Origin of the sequence: Mesorhizobium sp. B2-1-1 (assembly GCF_006442975.2) — a bacterium.
Lineage (GTDB): Bacteria > Pseudomonadota > Alphaproteobacteria > Rhizobiales > Rhizobiaceae > Mesorhizobium.
Map to the genome: position 1 here is coordinate 3,214,808 of NZ_CP083954.1, position 17,014 is coordinate 3,231,821.

Genomic DNA, 17,014 nt, shown 5'->3' on the forward strand with positions numbered 1-17,014 from the left:
GTGGGTTCGGGCTTTGGGGCTTACGGCTATCGGGTCGAAACGCTAAGCCTGCAGCCGAGAGGCGATGTGGATCATGGACCGGGTGGAACCGAAGCGCGACGAGACGATGCAGTGGGCAGCGATCACCGGTGTGATCGCGACCGTGTCGGTGTTCGCCATCGCGCAGGGACTGTCCTATCCGCTCTTGAGCTTCATCCTGCAGCGGCAGGGCGTTTCGCCTGTCATGATCGGCCTGTCGGCGGCGATGACGCCGATTGGCTTCATCGTCTCGTCGCCGCTCATCCCGTCACTGGCGCGGCGGTTCGGGGCAGGGCGCACGGCGCTGACCTGCGCGGCGCTTTCGGCGGTCGTGCTGGCGCTGATCGGCTGGACACAGAACGTCTATCTCTGGTTTCCGCTGCGGTTCCTGATCGGCGCGGTGACCAATCCGCTCTATGTCTTAAGCGAAATCTGGGTGATCGCGCTGGCGCCGCCGGCCCGGCGCGGCCGCATCATGGGCGTCTATTCCACGATCATCTCGGCCGGCTTCGCCGCCGGGCCGCTTTGCCTGCTGGCCGTCGGTACGGAGGGCTGGCCGCCATTCCTGGTCGGCATTTCCGCTTTCATCTTCTGCGGCGGGTGCCTCGCCCTGGTGGTCGGGCGCCTGCCTAAGGTCGACGAAGCCGGGCATCGGCTTTCGGTGATGGGCTTCATGCCGCTCGCCTGGCTGCTTTTGTCGGCAGTAATCGTGGCTGCCGGCTTCGAGCAGGCGGTGCTGGCGCTGTTGCCCGTCTACGGCACGCATTACGGCATCGCCGAGAACCGCATGTCGGCCCTGCTGTCGACGATGATCGCCGGCAACATCGCCATGCAGGTGCCGCTCGGCCTGCTGGCCGAGCGGCTGACGGCGCGCCTGGTGCGGTTCATCTGCCTGGTGCTGACGCTGCTCGGCTGTCTGCTGCTGCCGCTATTGATCGAAACGCCGCTGGTCTGGCCGATGATCTTCGTCTGGGGCGCGGTGTCCTACGGCATTTATACGATGGCGATCATCGAACTCGGCGAGCGTTTCAGCGGCTCGGCGCTAATTGCCGGCAATGCCGCTTTCTCCCTGATGTGGGGCGTCGGCGGCATCCTCGTCCCGCCGCTTGCGGGCGGCGTGATGGACGGGATCGGCGCGAGCGGCCTGCCGGTGACGCTCGGCGCGATCTGCCTGGCGCTGGCGGCTGCGACCGTCATCCGGCGGCGGATCGTGTGACGGCCTGAAGCGATCTGCCGCGATGACGCGGCTTCAACACCTTGAATCCGGCGCCCTTTGACGCGATGTAGGCAGGGCCGCCCCCCGATTTCCCGGAGACCCCCATGACCATTTCGACGACAAAGCCTGGCTTGGCGACCGATGATCCCTTTCTTTGGCTGGAGGAAAGGACGAGCAAGGAGGCGCTCGACTGGGTACATCGCCAGAACGAAGTCACGGTGGCGCAATTGCAGGGCGATCCGTCCTACCAGGCGTCGTTCGAAACCGCGCTCGATCTGATGACCGCCGAGGACAACATAGCCGTTGGCTCCGCGCTCAACGGCTACGTCTATAATTTCTGGCAGGACAAGACCAATGTGTTGGGCCTGTGGCGCCGCACGACGGTGGCTTCCTACAAGACCGACAGACCGGACTGGGAAACCATCATCGACTTCGACCAGCTCGCGGCGAAGGAGGGAGTGAAGTGGGTGTTCGGCGGCGCCAGCCGGCTCTACCCCGATTTCAACCGCTGCCTGGTTTCGATGTCGCCTGATGGCGGTGACGCCAGCGAGATGCGCGAATTCGACATCGCCGCCAAATCGTTCGTCGAGGACGGTTTTCGCGCGCCCGCTTCCAAGTCCGGTTTCGGCTGGCTCGACAAGGATACGGTGATCGTCTCGGCAGCCTTCGAAGAGGCCGACAAGACCGAATCCGGCTACCCGCGCGTCGTCAAATTGTGGACGCGCGGCACGGACCTTGAAGACGCGACGCCGATCTTCGAAGCGCAGAAGGAAGACCTCGCCGTCGGCGCCGGCCTGGAGTTCGATGGCGAGAAGCGGCATTTGTTTCTAACGCGGACGCTCAACTTCTTTGCATCGCACAGTTTCCTGCGTCTCCCGTCAGGTGAAAACAGACGCATTCCGTTGCCTGACGACGTTACCGACACGGCGCTCTTCGAGGACCAGATGGTGTTTGGCGTGCGTACGCCTTGGACGGCGCAGGATGGAACGGCCTGCCGGCCGGACGGGCTCTATTCGTTCGATTTCGCTCATTGGATCGAGACCGGCAGTTTCGGCGCCATCGAGACCTTGCTCGCGCCGGCGCATCGCGTGTCCATCGCCGCTCTCGCCAGGACGCAGGACCACCTGTTCATCAGCCTGATGGACAATGTGCGCGGCAAGGTTGTGGCCTGCGAACGCAGGGACAGCGCCTGGTCGCTGAAACCGGTCGCATTGCCGGAAAACGGCACGGTAGGCATCAGCCATGCCGAACATTTCGGCGCCAGCGTCTCCTTCTCTTTCACCGATTTCCTGACGCCGAGTTCGATCATCTGGTCCGACGACAATGGCGAGACGCTCGCCACAGTGAAGTCGCAGCCGTCGCGGTTCGATGCTTCGCAGCTCGTCTCGGAACAGTTCGAGGCGCGCTCGAAGGACGGCACGATGATCCCCTATTTCGTCGTCAGGCGGCGTGACCAGAAGGGCCCGGTGCCGACGCTGCTCTACGGCTATGGCGGCTTCGAAGTGCCTTTGCTGCCTGGCTATGCCGGCGTGCGCGGCAGGCTGTGGCTGGAGAAGGGCAATGCCTATGTGCAGGCCTGCATCCGCGGCGGGGGCGAGTTCGGCCCGGCCTGGCACCAGACAGCGCTCAAGGGCAACCGGCAGAACGCTTTCGACGATTTCGCGGCGGTCGCGCAGGATGTCGTCAGGCGCGGCATTGCGACAGCTGCCTCGCTCGGCATCCAGGGCGGCTCGAATGGCGGCCTGCTGACGGGCGTCTCGTTGACGCAGCATCCGGAGCTGTTCGGCGCCGTGATCATCGAGGTGCCGCTGCTCGACATGCTGCGCTACACCGAATTGCCGCCCGGCGCGTCGTGGATGGCCGAATATGGCGATCCGTCGAAGCCGGAAGATGCGACCTGGCTGGCCGCCTACTCGCCTTACCAGCATGTCGAGGCCGGTGCCTATCCGCCGGTGCTGCTCACCACCTCGACCGCCGACGACCGGGTGCATCCCGGCCATGCGCGCAAGATGGCCGCCCGCCTGCAGGAGGCCGGCCACGCCGGGACGCTCTTCTTCGAAGAGACCGAGGGCGGCCATGGCGGCCGCGGCGACCGCCGGCCGCAGGCGGCACAGGCCGCGATGAAGTACGTTTTCCTGCAGAGGACGCTGGGCGGGAAGGGCTGAACCGAAAGCCTTCGGACCGGAGCGAAGGGTGGTTCACCTCGAACCTTCTTTGCTCTAAGGTGCCTTCATGGCTCCCGTGGTGACATTGGCCGGCCTTTTCGGGGTTCGGGCATTTGGGGGCGCGGTGACGCCGTCGCTGCGCACGTTGCGCGCCGAGCTTTTGCGGCTTTGCGCCCGCATAGGCTATTCGCCACCCGCTATCCTCTGAAGAATCCGCCCCGGCGCAGCCGGATTGGTTCCAGAGGAAGATCAGATCCATGACCTATCAAAATTATTCGCTGAAGCAGCTTCAGCAGATCGATGCCGCGCATCATCTGCACCCGTTCACCGACCATAGGGAACTGCGCGAGGCCGGATCGCGCATCATCACCCACGCCAACGGTCCCTTCATCTACGATTCCGAAGGGAACGAACTTCTCGACGGCATGGCGGGGCTGTGGTGCGTCAATATCGGCTATGGCCGCGACGAGCTCGCCGAGGCTGCCTATGCGCAGATGAAGGAGCTGCCTTACTACAATTCCTTCTTTAAATGCTCGACACCGACGCCTGTGCTTCTGTCGAAGAAGCTGGCGGAGATCGCGCCGAAGACCATCAACCAGGTGTTCTATGGTTCTTCCGGTTCGGAAGCCAACGACACCGCGCTCAGGCTCGTGCGCCACTATTGGGTGCTCGAAGGCAAGCCGCAGAAGAACCGCGTCATCTCGCGCAAGATGGCCTATCACGGCTCGACCATCGCCGGCACGTCGCTCGGCGGCATGGACGCCATGCACAAGCAGCTCAACGGAGAGGTGCCCAACATCGTCCATGTGATGACGCCGTACGCCTATGAGCTGTCGCTGCCGGGCGAGAGCGATCATGATTTCGGCCTGCGCGCGGCAAAGGCGGTCGAGGACGCCATCCTCGAAGCCGGCGCCGACAAGGTCGCCGCCTTCATTGGCGAGCCGGTGATGGGAGCCGGCGGCGTGAAGATCCCCCCGGCAAGCTATTGGCCCGAGATACAGCGCATCTGCCGCAAATACGATGTGCTGCTGATGCTGGACGAGGTCATCACCGGCTATGGCCGCACGGGCGAATGGTTTGCCGCGCAGACGCTTGGCATCGAGGCCGACACCATCACCACCGCCAAGGCGCTGACGTCGGGCTACCAGCCGCTGTCGGCGCTGCTGGTCGGCGATCGCATTGCCTCGACGCTGATCGAGAAGGGCGGCGAGTTCAATCACGGTTATACCTATTCCGGCCACCCCGTGGCTTGCGCCGTGGCGCTGAAGAACCTGGAGATCATGGAGCGGGAGGGTCTGGTCGACCGCGTCAGGAGCGACACCGGGCCCTATTTCGCCAAGGCGCTGCAAGAGCGCATCGCCGGGCACGAGCTGGTCGGCGAGGTGCGTTCGATCGGGCTGATGGGTGCGATCGAGATCGTCAAGGACAAGGCGACCAAGGAGCGGTTCCTGCCGGCTGGAAGTGCCGCGGTGACCGTGCGCGACCATGCGATCGCCAACGGCATGATGCTGCGCGCCACCGGCGACACAATGATCCTCTCACCGCCGCTGATCTGGACCCACGACACGATTGATATGGCCTGCGAGCGTGTCGGCAAGGCGCTCGACCTGGCGCAAGCGGATCTGCGCAAACGGTAAAAGAAATGGCCGGGCGTTCGTGATCGAGACGCCCGGCCGTCGGTGACCCAATGCCGGTCCCAGACGACCGAGGGTTCCGGTCGCCGGCGCTATCGGTTACAACCCGCCAAGGCAGTTTTGCCGACGGGGAACGCGATGGCCGGACAACCGCTCAACCAGCCCGCCGAAATCCCGGCTGAGCTCGATCGCTGGAATTGGGGCGCCTTCTTCCTCAACTGGATCTGGGGCATCGGCAACTCCACCTTCATCGCCCTGCTGGCGCTGATCCCGATCGTCAACATCGTCATGATCTTCGTGCTCGGCGCGCGCGGCAGCCGCTGGGCATGGCGGAACCGGGTGTGGCGCGATGCCGAGCAGTTCCGCAGAACGCAGCGCAACTGGGCGATCGCCGGTCTTGCCGTCTGGGTGCTTAGTATCGGGGGCTGCGCGACGATGGTCGGCGGCATCCCTTTCATGATCAAAGGCAGTGACGCCTATCACATGACCATGGAGGTCGTTCGCGCCGATACCCGGGTGAAAGCCGCTATCGGCGACGACGTGACCGCCAATTTCTGGGTCGGCGGCCATCTCAACGTCAACGCAGATGGGACGGGTGACGCGCAGTTCAGCATTCCCATCCACGGCGCCAAGGGAAAGGGCACGGTGTTTTCGCATCTTGTTCGCAATGCAGGCACGTGGAGCACGCACCTGCTCGTGGTCCGGGTCGAGGGCGCCGATGCGCCGATCGTGCTGACCAATGAAGATCACGTGCCGATCCCGAACGCGGCAATCGGAATATGAGGGATGTCGGATCCTGGAACGCAAAAACCGCGCCCCACCGGGAACGCGGCTTTGCCAGATACGCTTGGCGTTTCGCTACGCAAACACTTGGCGAAACTTACGGGCTCCGGTACGCGAGACCTGATCCGGAGCGCCGGGCGGACGCGATATCCGCCTCGCAGTCCGTTTTATAGGGACATCGTTACCGCGGAGTTATCGAGAGCTTAAGCAAACCTAAATTTTGCGGTTCTCCGGCGAGGCGTACGAAAGAAAACGAGCTTTATCAATTGCTTATTGATTGGCGCCGCGCAGAAAATTTATGATCCCGGAAAAATCGGCGCCGGCATTCCCTTGCGCGTTGAACAGGCCGTAGAGCTGTGTCGCTTCGGCGCCAAGCGGTGTCACCGCGCCCGCGGCTTGTGCGGCTTCCTGCGACAGCTTCAAATCCTTCAGCATGAGTGCGGCGGCGAAGCCGGGCTTGTAGTCGCGGTTAGCGGGCGAGGTCGGCACCGGGCCGGGCACCGGGCAATAGGTGGTCAGCGACCAGCACTGGCCTGAAGAGGTTGAGGCAACGTCGAACAGGGCCTGGTGCGCCAGGCCGAGCTTTTCGGCCAGCACGAAGGCCTCGGCGACGCCGATCATCGAAATGCCGAGAATCATGTTGTTGCAGATCTTGGCCGCCTGGCCGGCGCCGTCGCCGCCGCAATGGACGATGCGCCCGGCCATGGGCTTCAGGATCGGCTCGGCGGCGGCGAAGGCGTCGTCCGAGCCGCCGGCCATGAAAGTCAGCGTGCCGGCGGCGGCACCGCCGGTGCCGCCCGAGACCGGCGCATCAACCGACAGCAGGCCGTGCTTTGCGGCGATGGCATGCGCCTTGCGCGCCGATTCGACGTCGATGGTCGAGGAATCGATGAAAAGCGCGCCCTTCTTTGCCTTGGACGCGATGTCTTCGTAGACCGACAGGACATGCTTGCCGGCGGGCAGCATGGTAATGACAACATCCGCATCTTTCACTGCGGTCAAGGCATTGGCCATGATCGTAACGCCATGTTCTTTGGCGACGGTGAGGTTTTCGGACATTAGGTCGTAGCCGTGCACGGCATACCCCGCTTTGACCAGGTTCGCCGCCATTGGATTGCCCATATTCCCAAGGCCGATGAAGGCGATTGTGGTCATTGTGTCTCTCCCGGAGTTTGCACGCTTCAGCGACCGATCAACGCGCGGGCGATGATGACGCGCATGATCTCGTTGGTGCCTTCGAGGATCTGATGCACACGCAGGTCGCGCACCAGTTTCTCGATGCCGTAATCGTGCAGGTAACCGTAGCCGCCGAGCAGCTGCAGCGCATCGTTGGCGACGTTGAAACCGGTGTCGGTGACGAAGCGCTTGGCCATTGCCGACCATTTCGAGGCATCCGGTGCCTTGCGGTCGAGCTTGGAAGCGGCGGCATAAAGAAAGATGCGCGCCGCCTGCAACTCGGTTTCCATATCGGCCAGCCGGAACTGCAGCGCCTGGAACTGGTTGATCCTGGAGCCGAATGCCTTGCGCTCGGCGGTGTATGACAGCGCCTTGTCGAGCGCCGACTGGGCCCCGCCAACCGAACAGGCGGCAATGTTCAGCCGGCCGCCATCGAGCCCGGCCATGGCGATGCCGAAGCCGGCGCCTTCGCCTGACAAAAGGTTTTCGGCCGGCACCTTGCAATCCTCGAAAATGACCTGGCGGGTCGACTGCATATGCCAGCCCATCTTGTGCTCATTGGCGCCGAAGGAGAGGCCTGGCGCATCTTTCGGCACGACGATGGTGGAAATGCCTTTCGGTCCCTCGGCGCCGGTGCGCACCATGACGGCATAGACATCGCTGTCGCCGGCGCCGGAGATGAACTGCTTAGCGCCGTTCAGCACGTAGTCGCCGCCGCTCTTCACCGCCCGCGTCTTCAATGCGGCGGCGTCGGAGCCGGAACCCGGCTCGGTCAGGCAATAGCTCGCCAGCCACTCCATGGAGGTCAGCTTCGGCAGGAAGCGCCGGCGCTGGGCGTCGTCGCCGAAACGGTCAATCATCGAGGCCACCATATTGTGGATCGAGATGAAGGAAGAAAAGGCCGGGTCGGCGTGGGACAGCGCTTCGAAGATCAGCACGGCGTCGAGCCGGCCGAGCGCGGAGCCGCCGACATCGTCCCTGACATAGATGCCGCCGAGGCCCAGCGGGCCAGTCTCGCGGATCACGTCGGCGGGGAAATGCTTATTGCGGTCCCAGTCTAGCGCATTCGGCGCGACGCGATCGGCGGCGAAGGCCTGAGCCATTTCCTGGATGGCGCGCTGGTCCTCGTTGAGTTCGAACTGGCTGGTGCTCGCATCGACCGCGGCGTCCATGGCGTGCTCCCTATATACTGGCCAGCTGGCTCGCTGGCCTGTCGTTTTTGGCTTTGCGCGCGCACCAATCTAGACCAATGATGCCGCCGCGCAACCCGAGCCGCCGCGGAGCGGCTGTGCGTCAATGCATGCCCGGAGCAAGATGTGACGACAAAATTCGATGAGCTGCTAGAGCGGTTCCACGCCTATCTCGCTTCCGTGGGTGACTTCCTGGTGCAGGATGCGGTGGCGCGCATAGGGTGGGATATGCCCGCCCGCGAGCTTGAACCGCACTCACTCGGCTGCCTGCGCCATCTCGATCGCGCCGCCGAATTGACGCCGGCGCGGACCAAGCAGCTGGTGCAATTTCTGGCGCAGGAGCGCGGCGAATTGCGCTGGGGCCAGACCTACGGCGAGTCGGATTTCGGCAAGGCGTTCATCGACAATTATGGCTGGCTCGAAGTATTCGGCACCCGCGGCCACTTCGCCAACGACGAGGTCGCCGCCGGCGTGCTGATCCTTGGGCCTGATATCGTCTATCCCGACCACCATCATGTCGCCGAGGAGATCTATATCCCGCTGACCGGCGGCACCGAGTGGCGCATGGGCGAGGACAGCTTTCACAAGCGAGAGGCCGGCGAGGTCATCCACCACGCTTCTAAGGTCAATCACGCCATGCGCACCGGCAAGGAGCCGTTGCTGGCGCTCTATATCTGGCGCGGCGGGCCGCTGGCGCAGAAATCCACGATCACCGGGACCGCGACGCAGGGCAGGGGCTGAGCCATGGCTAAAGCCATTATGCTGCAAGGCACGGGTTCGGATGTCGGCAAGACCGTGCTGGTCGCCGGGCTGTGCCGCGCCGCGAAAAAGCGTGGGCTGAAGGTGCGTCCGTTCAAGCCGCAGAACATGTCGAACAATGCCGCTGTCGCCGATATTCCCGGCGACAACAGGGCTGGCGGCGGCGAGATCGGCCGCGCGCAATGGCTGCAGGCGATCGCCTGCGGCGTGCCGCCATCGGTTCACATGAACCCGGTGCTGCTCAAGCCGCAGACCGATGTCGGCGCCCAGGTCATCGTGCAAGGCAAGGTGTTCGGCGAGGCACGGGCGCGCGACTACCAGGCGTTGAAGGGCCGGCTGATGGAGGCCGTGCTGGACTCCTGGGCAAAGGTTGGCGAGGGCGCCGATCTCGTCATCGTCGAGGGCGCGGGTTCGCCGGCGGAGATCAACCTCAGAAGCCGCGACATCGCCAATATGGGCTTTGCGACGCGGGCCGATGTGCCTGTCGTGCTGGTCGGCGACATCGATCGCGGCGGCGTCATCGCCTCGGTCGCGGGCACGCATCTGATCCTGCCGGAGGAAGACCGGCGCATGATCGTCGGCTACCTCATCAACAAGTTCCGCGGCGACGTGTCGCTGTTCGACGACGGCATCAAGGCGATCGAAGGGTTCACCGGCTGGCGCTGCTTCGGCGTCGTGCCGTGGCTGAAGGCGGCGGCGCGGCTGCCCTCGGAGGATTCGGTGGTGCTCGAACGGCTTGCCTCCGGGGAGGCACGTGCGCTGAAGGTGGCGGTGCCGATGCTCGGCCGCATCGCCAATTTCGACGATCTCGACCCGCTCAAGGCCGAGCCGCAGGTGGAAGTGGTGTTCGTGCCGCCTGGAAAGCCGTTGCCGCAGGATGCGGGACTGGTGGTCATTCCCGGCTCGAAGTCGACGATCGGGGATCTGCTGAAATTTCGCGAAAATGGCTGGGACCGTGATCTTCTCGCCCATCGCAGGCGCGGCGGCCATGTCGTCGGCATTTGCGGCGGCTTCCAGATGCTTGGCCGCATCGTGCGCGATCCCGACGGCATCGAGGGCAGCGTCACCGAAGCGGAAGGGCTTGGCCTGCTCGACATCGAAACAGTGATGGAACCGGAAAAGACGGTGCGCAACGTCAGCGCCCGCTCGGTGCCGTTCGACCTGCCGCTCGAAGGCTACGAGATCCATCTCGGCCGCACCACCGGCCCGGACATGCTGCGGCCGTCGGCGATCATCAATGGCGCCGAGGACGGTGCGGTCTCGGCGGATGGCAAGGTGGTCGGAACCTACATGCACGGCCTGTTTGGCGCCGACGCCTTTCGAGGGAGGTTCCTCGAAAGCCTCGGCGTCAAGGGCAGCGGCATCGACTATCGCGCCGAGGTCGAGAGGGCTCTCGACGAGGTCGCGGCCCAGTTGGAGAGCCATCTTGACTGCGACGCGATCTTTTCGCTGGCGCGGTAGCTAGCTGCTCTTTTCTCCCGCCTTCGGCCAATAGGTGCCGAAGGACCAGACATTGCCCTCCGGGTCGCGGCAGATGAACTCGCGACTGCCATAGTCGCGGTCGGTCAATTCCTGGAGGATCGTGGCGCCTGCCTTCTTCGCCTTGGCGTAGGCGGCGTCTGCGTCGTCGACGGTGATGTAGATTGACTTGCCGCCGCCTGTGCCGGGTTCGCCAACCATTTTGCCGTAGTCGTCGTCGCGCGCGCTGCCGAGCATGATCATCGAGGAGCCGAAGACCAGTTCGGCATGGTGCACGACATCGCCTTCGCCGTAGCGAGCACGGATCCTGAAGCCGAAGGCTTCGCACAGCCAGTCGATCATTTTTGCGGCGTTCCTGTAACGCAAGGCGGGGTAGAGGCGGGGGGCTTCAGGTGATGCGGGCATGGTAACCTCCTTCATTCAGGCTGGTCGATGAACCCAGTCTGAGCGACAGCCGTTCCGGCGTCTTGAAGAAATGTTACCCGGGACTTCAGGCCTGTGCCGAACCCTCGATCGCGGTCGGTGTCTCGCCGGCAAGGACGCGGAACTCACGCACCAGATGCGCCTGGTCGGCATAGCCGCAATCGGCCGCGATGTCGGCCCAATCGCCAGCTTGCTGCCTCGACAGGCCAAGCGCGCGGTTGAAGCGGACGATGCGCGACAGCGTTTTCGGGCCGATGCCGGTCGCGTCCGCGAATTTCCCCGCCAGATGCTTGCGGCTCCAGCCCAGCCTGTCGGCCAGCGAGGAGACGCGCACGCGGCCGCCGGAGGCGAGGATCCTGTCATAGGCCCAGGCAACCCCGGCCTGCGTTTCCGGCGCATCGGCCAGCCGGGCGGCGACGAACATCTCGACAAGGGCAAAACGTTTGCTCCAGTCCGCCGCGTTGCCAAGCCGCTCGCGCAAGGCGACGCCTTCGATGCCGAGCACATCGTCCAGGCTGACCATGCGGTCGGTCAACCCGCTCATCGGCTGGCCAAAGAATCGGCGTGCGCCAAGCGGGGTGAAATTGACCTGGACGCAGCAGGCGCCGCCGAAGGATTCGATCATCACGGGTCCGGCATAGAGGCCGGCGGCGAAACTGGCGAAGCGATCATTGTCGCCGGGCGGCTTGCCAAGGCCGATGGCGAAAGGTTCGGCGAAGCTGATGACCAGAGGCACGGTAAGGGAGGCATATTCGACATTGCGGTAATGGCCGGGCGCCGTTTCGCGATAACCGCAAATGTCTGACACAATGCCCGCGAGGGCAGGGCTGGGAAGGCGCCGCCGCATCTCGAACCGCCCGGGGACTGACCGGTCCTGTTCCTCCTGACATGGCATCTCGATTGGCATCGACAGGACTCTAGCAGAGCCCGGACCCGAATCAAAAGCGCCCGGCTCGGCCGGGCGCTCCGAATTGCCTGAGATTTGAATGTCAGGCGCCGCGCATCAGGCAGCCGCCGGCACGCACGAGGTAAGCAATGAGCACGATCCACACCGATGCGAGTGGGATGAACGAAAGAAGGCCGAGGGCGGCGAGAATGCCGATGAGGGCGATGACAAGGGAGATGATGAAAACAATCTCGGTGGGTGTGCTGAGATTCATGTGCGGGTCCTCTCCTCGACATGATTCGAACAGCGGCATTCCATCAGGCGCGCGGGTCACACACCAATCAGGACGCGCAGGGGGTTCGCCGGGTCGGCCAGGAGCTTCGCCGCCAGAGCGACGCAGACGATGACAAGCAGCGGCTTGATCAGCCTGGCGCCGATGCGCATGGCCAGGCTGGCGCCAAGGCGGGCGCCGAGGAACTGGGCGACGCCCATCATCAGGCCGATCTTCCAGGAGATGACACCGACCGCGGCGAAGACGACGAAGCCGCCGATATTGGAGGCGAAGTTGAGCAGCTTGGTGTGGGCCGTCGCCTTGAGTACGCCGTAGCCGGCCAGCGCGACGAAGGCCAGCATGTAGAAGGAGCCGGCACCCGGCCCGAACAGGCCGTCGTAAAAGCCGATGGCCGGCACCAGCGTTATCCCGAACAGGAAGGGCGTCATACGTTCGGCGCGGTCAACGTCGGTCATGTTGGGCTTCAGGGCGAAATAGAGCGCGATGGCGATCAGCACCAGCGGCAGAAGCGCCCGCAGCAGATCGCCGGGCACGACCGTTGCCAGCAAGGCGCCGACGGCACCGCCGGCAAGCGCCAGCAGCGCAGAAGGCAGTTGCCGGCGAAGGTCGACATGGCCTTTCGCGGCATAGTGGATGGTCGCAGATCCCGAGCCGAACATGCCCTGCAGCTTGTTGGTTCCCAGCGCCTCGACCGGCGAGAAGCCGGCCAGCAGCAGTGCGGGAATAGTGATCAGCCCACCGCCGCCGGCAATCGAGTCGACAAAGCCCGCGGCAAAACCGGCGAAGGCGAGCATGGCGACGGATTCTAAGGTGAGGTCGATCATCAGGGAGAAATCAAGCCAGAGATGCTCCGGCTTCGATCACGAACACCCCGTTTGCGCAAGACCGATTTCACGCTACTTCTATCCAAGCGCGTCGCGCCTGGATTTCGCATTGTGCTGTCATTATCCCAAAACCGCTCCGCTTTTTTGGGCTACATGGATTAGAGGAATCGGCAAAGGGGCTCCCGATGGCATTCGAACTGCTCGACCAGATACGCTCGATCTTCGATGGCGACCCCGGGGTGCGCAAGGTGGCGGACGACCCCGTGTTGTCGGCGGAACTTCTGATGCTGTTCCGCATGATCCTGGCTGACGGAACGGTCAGCGAGAGCGAGATGGTTGCCTTCCGGCGCATCTGCAAGGATGCCTTCGGCATTCCGGAAACCAGCATCGACGCCGTCATCGAATATCTCAACGAATTCGGCTACGAAACCAATGGCTCACAGGCCATCGCGCTGTTCCGCGACCTCGATGTCGAGCGGCGCAAGCAACTGGCGCAGCATATGGCCGAGATCGCCAGGGCGGACGCGCAATTGGCCGAGACCGAGGTGCGCCTGCTGCGCCGCACGCTCGACCTGCTCGACATCAGCCCGGTCGACGTGGTGAAATCTGAGCAGTAGGTTGATGGGATCCCAGCCGGGCCGGCTGTCTACGGCAGCCTCCGGCATTTGCGGCCTTTCACTCACACGGCGGATTCGCTTCGCGAACCGATCGCTCACCCCTGCTCCTGCATACGGCGTGCAATTGCCCTGTGCAGGTCCGGCGCTGCGGCGACAAGCGTCTTGGCCGCCTCGGATTGCGGGTGATCCAGCACCTCGCTCGTCCGGCCACGCTCGACGATCTGGCCGTCATGCATGACCAGCACTTCGTCCGTTATGGCGCGGGCGACGGTGAGGTCGTGGGTGATGAAGAGATAGGCGATGCCGAGTTTCTGGTTGAGCTCGGCGAACAGGTCGAGGATCTGAGCGCGGATCGAAACATCGAGCGCCGAAACCGGCTCGTCGGCGACGACCAGTTTTGGGCGGGTGATGATGGCGCGGGCGATCGACAGGCGCTGGCGCTGGCCGCCGGAAAATTCGTGCGGATACTTTTCCATGTCGTGCTGGTCGAGGCCGACCTCGTGCAGCGCCTGCGCCACCATCTCGCGGCGCTCGGCGCGCCCCGGTTTCCTGTCCAGCACGTGCAGCGGCTCGGCGACCAGTTTCTCGACCGTCTGGCGCGGATCGAACGAGCCATAGGGGTCCTGGAATACCACCTGCATGTCGCGCCGCGCCGGCTTCAGGTCCGCCTCGCTCTTGCCGGTGAGGGGCTCGCCGCGAAAGCGGATGGTTCCCGAACTCGGCCGGTCCAGCGCCAGGATCATGCGCGCCAAGGTAGACTTGCCGCAGCCGGAGCGGCCGACCAGCGCCACCGACTGGCCCGGCGCCATGGACAGCGACACGCCGTTGACGGCGCGGATGTCAGGCGCGCGCCGGAACAGCGAGGTGCGCCGGCCGGGATAATCGCGCGTCACGCCCTCAACCTCGAGCAACGGCCGGGCTGCCGAGGGGCCATGCGGCCGGGCGCGAGCCGGCACGTGCATCGAGGCCAGCGCCAGCTGGCGGGTATAGGGGTGGAGCTGTTCAGAGAGCGTGCGGGCCGTATCGCCGGCTTCCATGACTTCGCCCCGACGAAGGATGGTAATGCGGTCCGCCATCTCGGTGACCACGGCGAGGTCATGCGAGATCAGGAGCAGGCCCATGCCGCTCTCCGCGACAAGGTCGCGCAAGAGGGTGAGGATTTGCGCCTGGAGCACAACATCGAGCGCCGTGGTCGGCTCGTCGGCGATCAGCAGCTTCGGCTTCAGCGCGCAGGCCATGGCAATGACGACGCGCTGGCGCTGGCCGCCGGACAGTTCGTGCGGATAGCGCGACAGCGGGAATTTTGCCGACGGCAAGCCAACCCGGTCGAGCATTTTTCGCGCCCGCTCTTCCGCCTCGGCGCGGCTCGCCTTGGCATGCCAGCGTATACCTTCGGCGACCTGCTCGCCGATGGTCTTGAGCGGGTTCAGCGCGGTCATCGGTTCCTGGAACACCATGCCGATATCGTCGCCGCGCAGGGCGCACATCTGATCCTCGCTTGCCGCGAGGATGTCGATGCCGTCGAAGGTGATGCGCCCGCTGGCACGCGCGGCATATGGCAAGAGCCGCATGACGCTCAGAGCCGTCATCGATTTGCCGGAGCCGGATTCGCCGACCAGCCCCATTACCTCGCCGGGCGCGATGGAGAACTCGATGCTCCGGAGGATCGGCGTGTCGCCGATCGCCAGCGACAGATTGTCGATTTCCAGCAGGCTCATCGTTGCCGCCGCGATTTCGGATCGAGGATGTCGGCGATGCCGTCGCCCAAAAGGTTCAGCCCAAGCACGGTGATCACGATCGCCATGCCGGGAAAGATCGCCATCCAGGGCGCCACCACCATGCGGGTCTGGGCGTCGAACAGCATGCGGCCCCAGCTCGGCATTGGCGGTTGGGCGCCAAGGCCCAGATAGGAAAGCCCGGCCTCGGCCAATATGCCGAGCGCGAACTGGATGGTGCCTTGTACCAGGAGCAAGGTGGCGGTGTTGGGCAGCACATGTTCGATAGTGATCAGCGCCTTGCCCTTGCCGGCGGCGCGGGCGGCGAGGATGAATTCGCGCGGCCAGATCGCCAAGGCGCCGGCGCGGGCGACGCGAGCAAAGACAGGGATGTTGAAGATGCCGATGGCGATGATGGCATTAACGGCGCCGGGGCCGAAGATGGCGGTGATCATGATGGCCGACAAAAGCGCAGGGAAGGCGAAGACCAGATCGTTGACGCGCATCAGCGCCTCGTCGACGAGGCCGCCGCGCGCCGCGGCGAAAGCACCGAGCGGCACGCCGATGCCCATGCCGATGCCGACCGCGACCAGCGCTACCGCGATCGAATTGCGGGCGCCGACCATGATCATCGACAGGATGTCGCGGCCGAAATGGTCGGTGCCGAACCAGTGCGCCCAGGACGGCGCCAGCGTCTTGTCGGATATCACCAGCCGGGTCACGTCATAGGGCGTCCAGAGATAGGAGAGGATCGCCACCGCCGCCACGAACAATGTGACGACGAAGCCGGCAAGAAACGAGCGGTTGCCGAACGCCTTGACGAGGATGCCGCCCAGCGTCTCTTCGGGGATGTCCGGATGCAACATCATTGCCGGCTTCGGAGGCGCGGATCGACGACGGCATAAGAGAGGTCGACGACGAGGTTGACGGCGATGACCGCGGCGACCAGCAGCATGACGACGCTTTCCACGACGATCAGGTCGCGCTGGGTGATCGCCTGGAACACCAGCCGGCCGAGGCCGGGCAGGTAGAAGACGTTCTCGATGATGATGGTGCCGGCGAGCAGGAAGGCGAATTGCAGGCCCAGAATGGTCAGCACCGGGATCATGGCGTTGCGCAGTGCGTGCCGCCACAGGACCGCGCGATAGGGCAGGCCCTTGGCGCGGGCGGTGCGGATATAGTCCTCGTTCAGCACCTCGATCAGTGCCGAACGGGTGACGCGTGCCAGGATCGCGGCCTGCGGCAATGCGAGCGCCACAGCCGGCAGCAGCAGTGATTTCAGCGCCGGCCAGGCACCGGCCCCCCAACCGGGAAAGCCGCCGGCCGGAACCAGCCGCAGCCAGACCGCGAAGAGATAGATCAGCATCAGCGCGAACCAGAAATTGGGAATGGCGACGCCGAGCTGCGCGGCGCCCATCGCCGCTGTGTCACCCATCCGCCCGCGATGGTTCGCTGAAAACAGGCCGACCGGGATGGCGATGAGGGTGGATAGGGCGAGCGCGATCAGCGCCAGCGGCAGCGAGACGACGAGACGCTCGCGCACGAGGTCGATGACCGGCACCGAATAGGTGTAGGAGCGGCCGAAATCCAGGCAGAGCAGGCCGCCGGCCCAGTGCAGGTAGCGCCAGGGCAGGGGCGCGTCGAGGCCCATCTGGTTGCGCAGCAGCTCGACCTGGTCGGCGCTGGCATTCATGCCCAGCATCAGCCGCGCCGGGTCGCCGGGCAGGATCTCCAGCACCGCGAAGACGACCATGGAGGCCAGCGCCAACGTGGCGCCGGCGATCGCGAGACGCCTGAGGAGGTAGGCGGTCATCGCTTGATCGGCCAACAGTCGAAA

General features: G+C 64.5%; 17 protein-coding genes. 8 read left to right on the forward strand and 9 right to left on the reverse strand.

Going from position 1 to position 17,014, the window contains the following annotated elements; all coding sequences use genetic code 11:
- Nucleotides 1-73 precede the first annotated feature (73 nt).
- The 5 genes from FJ972_RS15715 to FJ972_RS15735 all read left to right on the forward strand — a co-directional run bounded on the left by FJ972_RS15715 (nucleotide 74) and on the right by FJ972_RS15735 (nucleotide 5,816).
- A complete protein-coding gene (locus FJ972_RS15715) occupies nucleotides 74-1,234 on the forward strand; it encodes an MFS transporter (RefSeq protein ID WP_140521090.1) in 1,161 nt (386 codons plus the stop codon).
- Between the two features lie 104 nt (nucleotides 1,235-1,338).
- Entirely contained in the window at nucleotides 1,339-3,399 is a 2,061-nt protein-coding gene (locus tag FJ972_RS15720; RefSeq protein WP_140521089.1) for a prolyl oligopeptidase family serine peptidase, read from the forward strand.
- A 67-nt stretch (nucleotides 3,400-3,466) separates the two neighbouring features.
- A complete protein-coding gene (locus FJ972_RS15725) occupies nucleotides 3,467-3,607 on the forward strand; it encodes a capsid protein (protein ID WP_140495676.1) in 141 nt (46 codons plus the stop codon).
- Between the two features lie 49 nt (nucleotides 3,608-3,656).
- Nucleotides 3,657-5,036, forward strand: coding sequence for an aspartate aminotransferase family protein (locus FJ972_RS15730; RefSeq protein ID WP_140521088.1), 1,380 nt, complete (start codon nucleotides 3,657-3,659; stop codon nucleotides 5,034-5,036).
- A 135-nt stretch (nucleotides 5,037-5,171) separates the two neighbouring features.
- Nucleotides 5,172-5,816: a cytochrome c oxidase assembly factor Coa1 family protein gene (locus FJ972_RS15735; RefSeq protein ID WP_140495678.1), complete on the forward strand. Its 645-nt coding sequence runs from the start codon at nucleotides 5,172-5,174 to the stop codon at nucleotides 5,814-5,816.
- A gap of 270 nt (nucleotides 5,817-6,086) precedes the next feature.
- Here the strand turns inward: FJ972_RS15735 and mmsB are convergent, their stop codons facing one another.
- Both mmsB and FJ972_RS15745 read right to left on the reverse strand, forming a co-directional pair.
- Nucleotides 6,087-6,971, reverse strand: coding sequence for a 3-hydroxyisobutyrate dehydrogenase (mmsB, locus tag FJ972_RS15740; protein ID WP_140521087.1), 885 nt, complete (start codon nucleotides 6,969-6,971; stop codon nucleotides 6,087-6,089).
- A gap of 26 nt (nucleotides 6,972-6,997) precedes the next feature.
- Entirely contained in the window at nucleotides 6,998-8,164 is a 1,167-nt protein-coding gene (locus FJ972_RS15745; RefSeq protein ID WP_140521086.1) for an isobutyryl-CoA dehydrogenase, read from the reverse strand.
- 144 nt (nucleotides 8,165-8,308) lie between these two features.
- Here FJ972_RS15745 and FJ972_RS15750 point away from each other — a divergent pair, with 144 nt between their 5' ends.
- Nucleotides 8,309-8,923, forward strand: coding sequence for a dimethylsulfonioproprionate lyase family protein (locus FJ972_RS15750; RefSeq protein WP_140521085.1), 615 nt, complete (start codon nucleotides 8,309-8,311; stop codon nucleotides 8,921-8,923).
- A 3-nt stretch (nucleotides 8,924-8,926) separates the two neighbouring features.
- A complete protein-coding gene (locus tag FJ972_RS15755) occupies nucleotides 8,927-10,402 on the forward strand; it encodes a cobyric acid synthase (RefSeq protein WP_140521084.1) in 1,476 nt (491 codons plus the stop codon).
- On the opposite strand, the gene FJ972_RS15760 is transcribed toward FJ972_RS15755, so the two are convergent.
- The 4 genes from FJ972_RS15760 to FJ972_RS15775 form a co-directional block, all read right to left on the reverse strand.
- Nucleotides 10,403-10,825 (reverse strand): VOC family protein, encoded by a 423-nt coding sequence (locus tag FJ972_RS15760; protein WP_140521083.1) that lies wholly within the window; start codon nucleotides 10,823-10,825, stop codon nucleotides 10,403-10,405.
- An 85-nt stretch (nucleotides 10,826-10,910) separates the two neighbouring features.
- Nucleotides 10,911-11,750, reverse strand: a complete 840-nt coding sequence (locus FJ972_RS15765; protein WP_140521082.1) for a helix-turn-helix domain-containing protein — start codon at nucleotides 11,748-11,750, stop codon at nucleotides 10,911-10,913.
- 82 nt (nucleotides 11,751-11,832) lie between these two features.
- On the reverse strand, nucleotides 11,833-12,003 hold the full coding sequence (locus FJ972_RS15770; RefSeq protein ID WP_140495685.1) for a hypothetical protein: 171 nt from the start codon (nucleotides 12,001-12,003) through the stop codon (nucleotides 11,833-11,835).
- 56 nt (nucleotides 12,004-12,059) lie between these two features.
- Nucleotides 12,060-12,845 carry a TSUP family transporter gene (locus FJ972_RS15775; RefSeq protein WP_140495686.1) on the reverse strand — a complete coding sequence of 262 codons (786 nt, stop codon included), beginning with the start codon at nucleotides 12,843-12,845 and terminating at the stop codon, nucleotides 12,060-12,062.
- A 185-nt stretch (nucleotides 12,846-13,030) separates the two neighbouring features.
- On the opposite strand from FJ972_RS15775, the gene FJ972_RS15780 reads away from it, so the two are divergent.
- On the forward strand, nucleotides 13,031-13,462 hold the full coding sequence (locus tag FJ972_RS15780) for a TerB family tellurite resistance protein (RefSeq protein ID WP_140521081.1): 432 nt from the start codon (nucleotides 13,031-13,033) through the stop codon (nucleotides 13,460-13,462).
- Nucleotides 13,463-13,557: 95 nt separating this feature from the next.
- On the opposite strand, the gene FJ972_RS15785 is transcribed toward FJ972_RS15780, so the two are convergent.
- From FJ972_RS15785 to FJ972_RS15795, 3 genes are read right to left on the reverse strand one after another with little or no spacing between them, the layout of a single operon-like run.
- A complete protein-coding gene (locus FJ972_RS15785; protein WP_140495688.1) occupies nucleotides 13,558-15,180 on the reverse strand; it encodes an ABC transporter ATP-binding protein in 1,623 nt (540 codons plus the stop codon).
- Nucleotides 15,177-16,046, reverse strand: coding sequence for an ABC transporter permease (locus FJ972_RS15790; protein WP_140521080.1), 870 nt, complete (start codon nucleotides 16,044-16,046; stop codon nucleotides 15,177-15,179). Before FJ972_RS15790 ends, FJ972_RS15785 begins: the two co-directional genes overlap by 4 nt.
- Complete coding sequence (locus FJ972_RS15795; RefSeq protein ID WP_140521079.1) at nucleotides 16,043-16,990, reverse strand: ABC transporter permease; 948 nt, start codon at nucleotides 16,988-16,990, stop codon at nucleotides 16,043-16,045. Before FJ972_RS15795 ends, FJ972_RS15790 begins: the two co-directional genes overlap by 4 nt.
- Nucleotides 16,991-17,014: the final 24 nt, after the last annotated feature.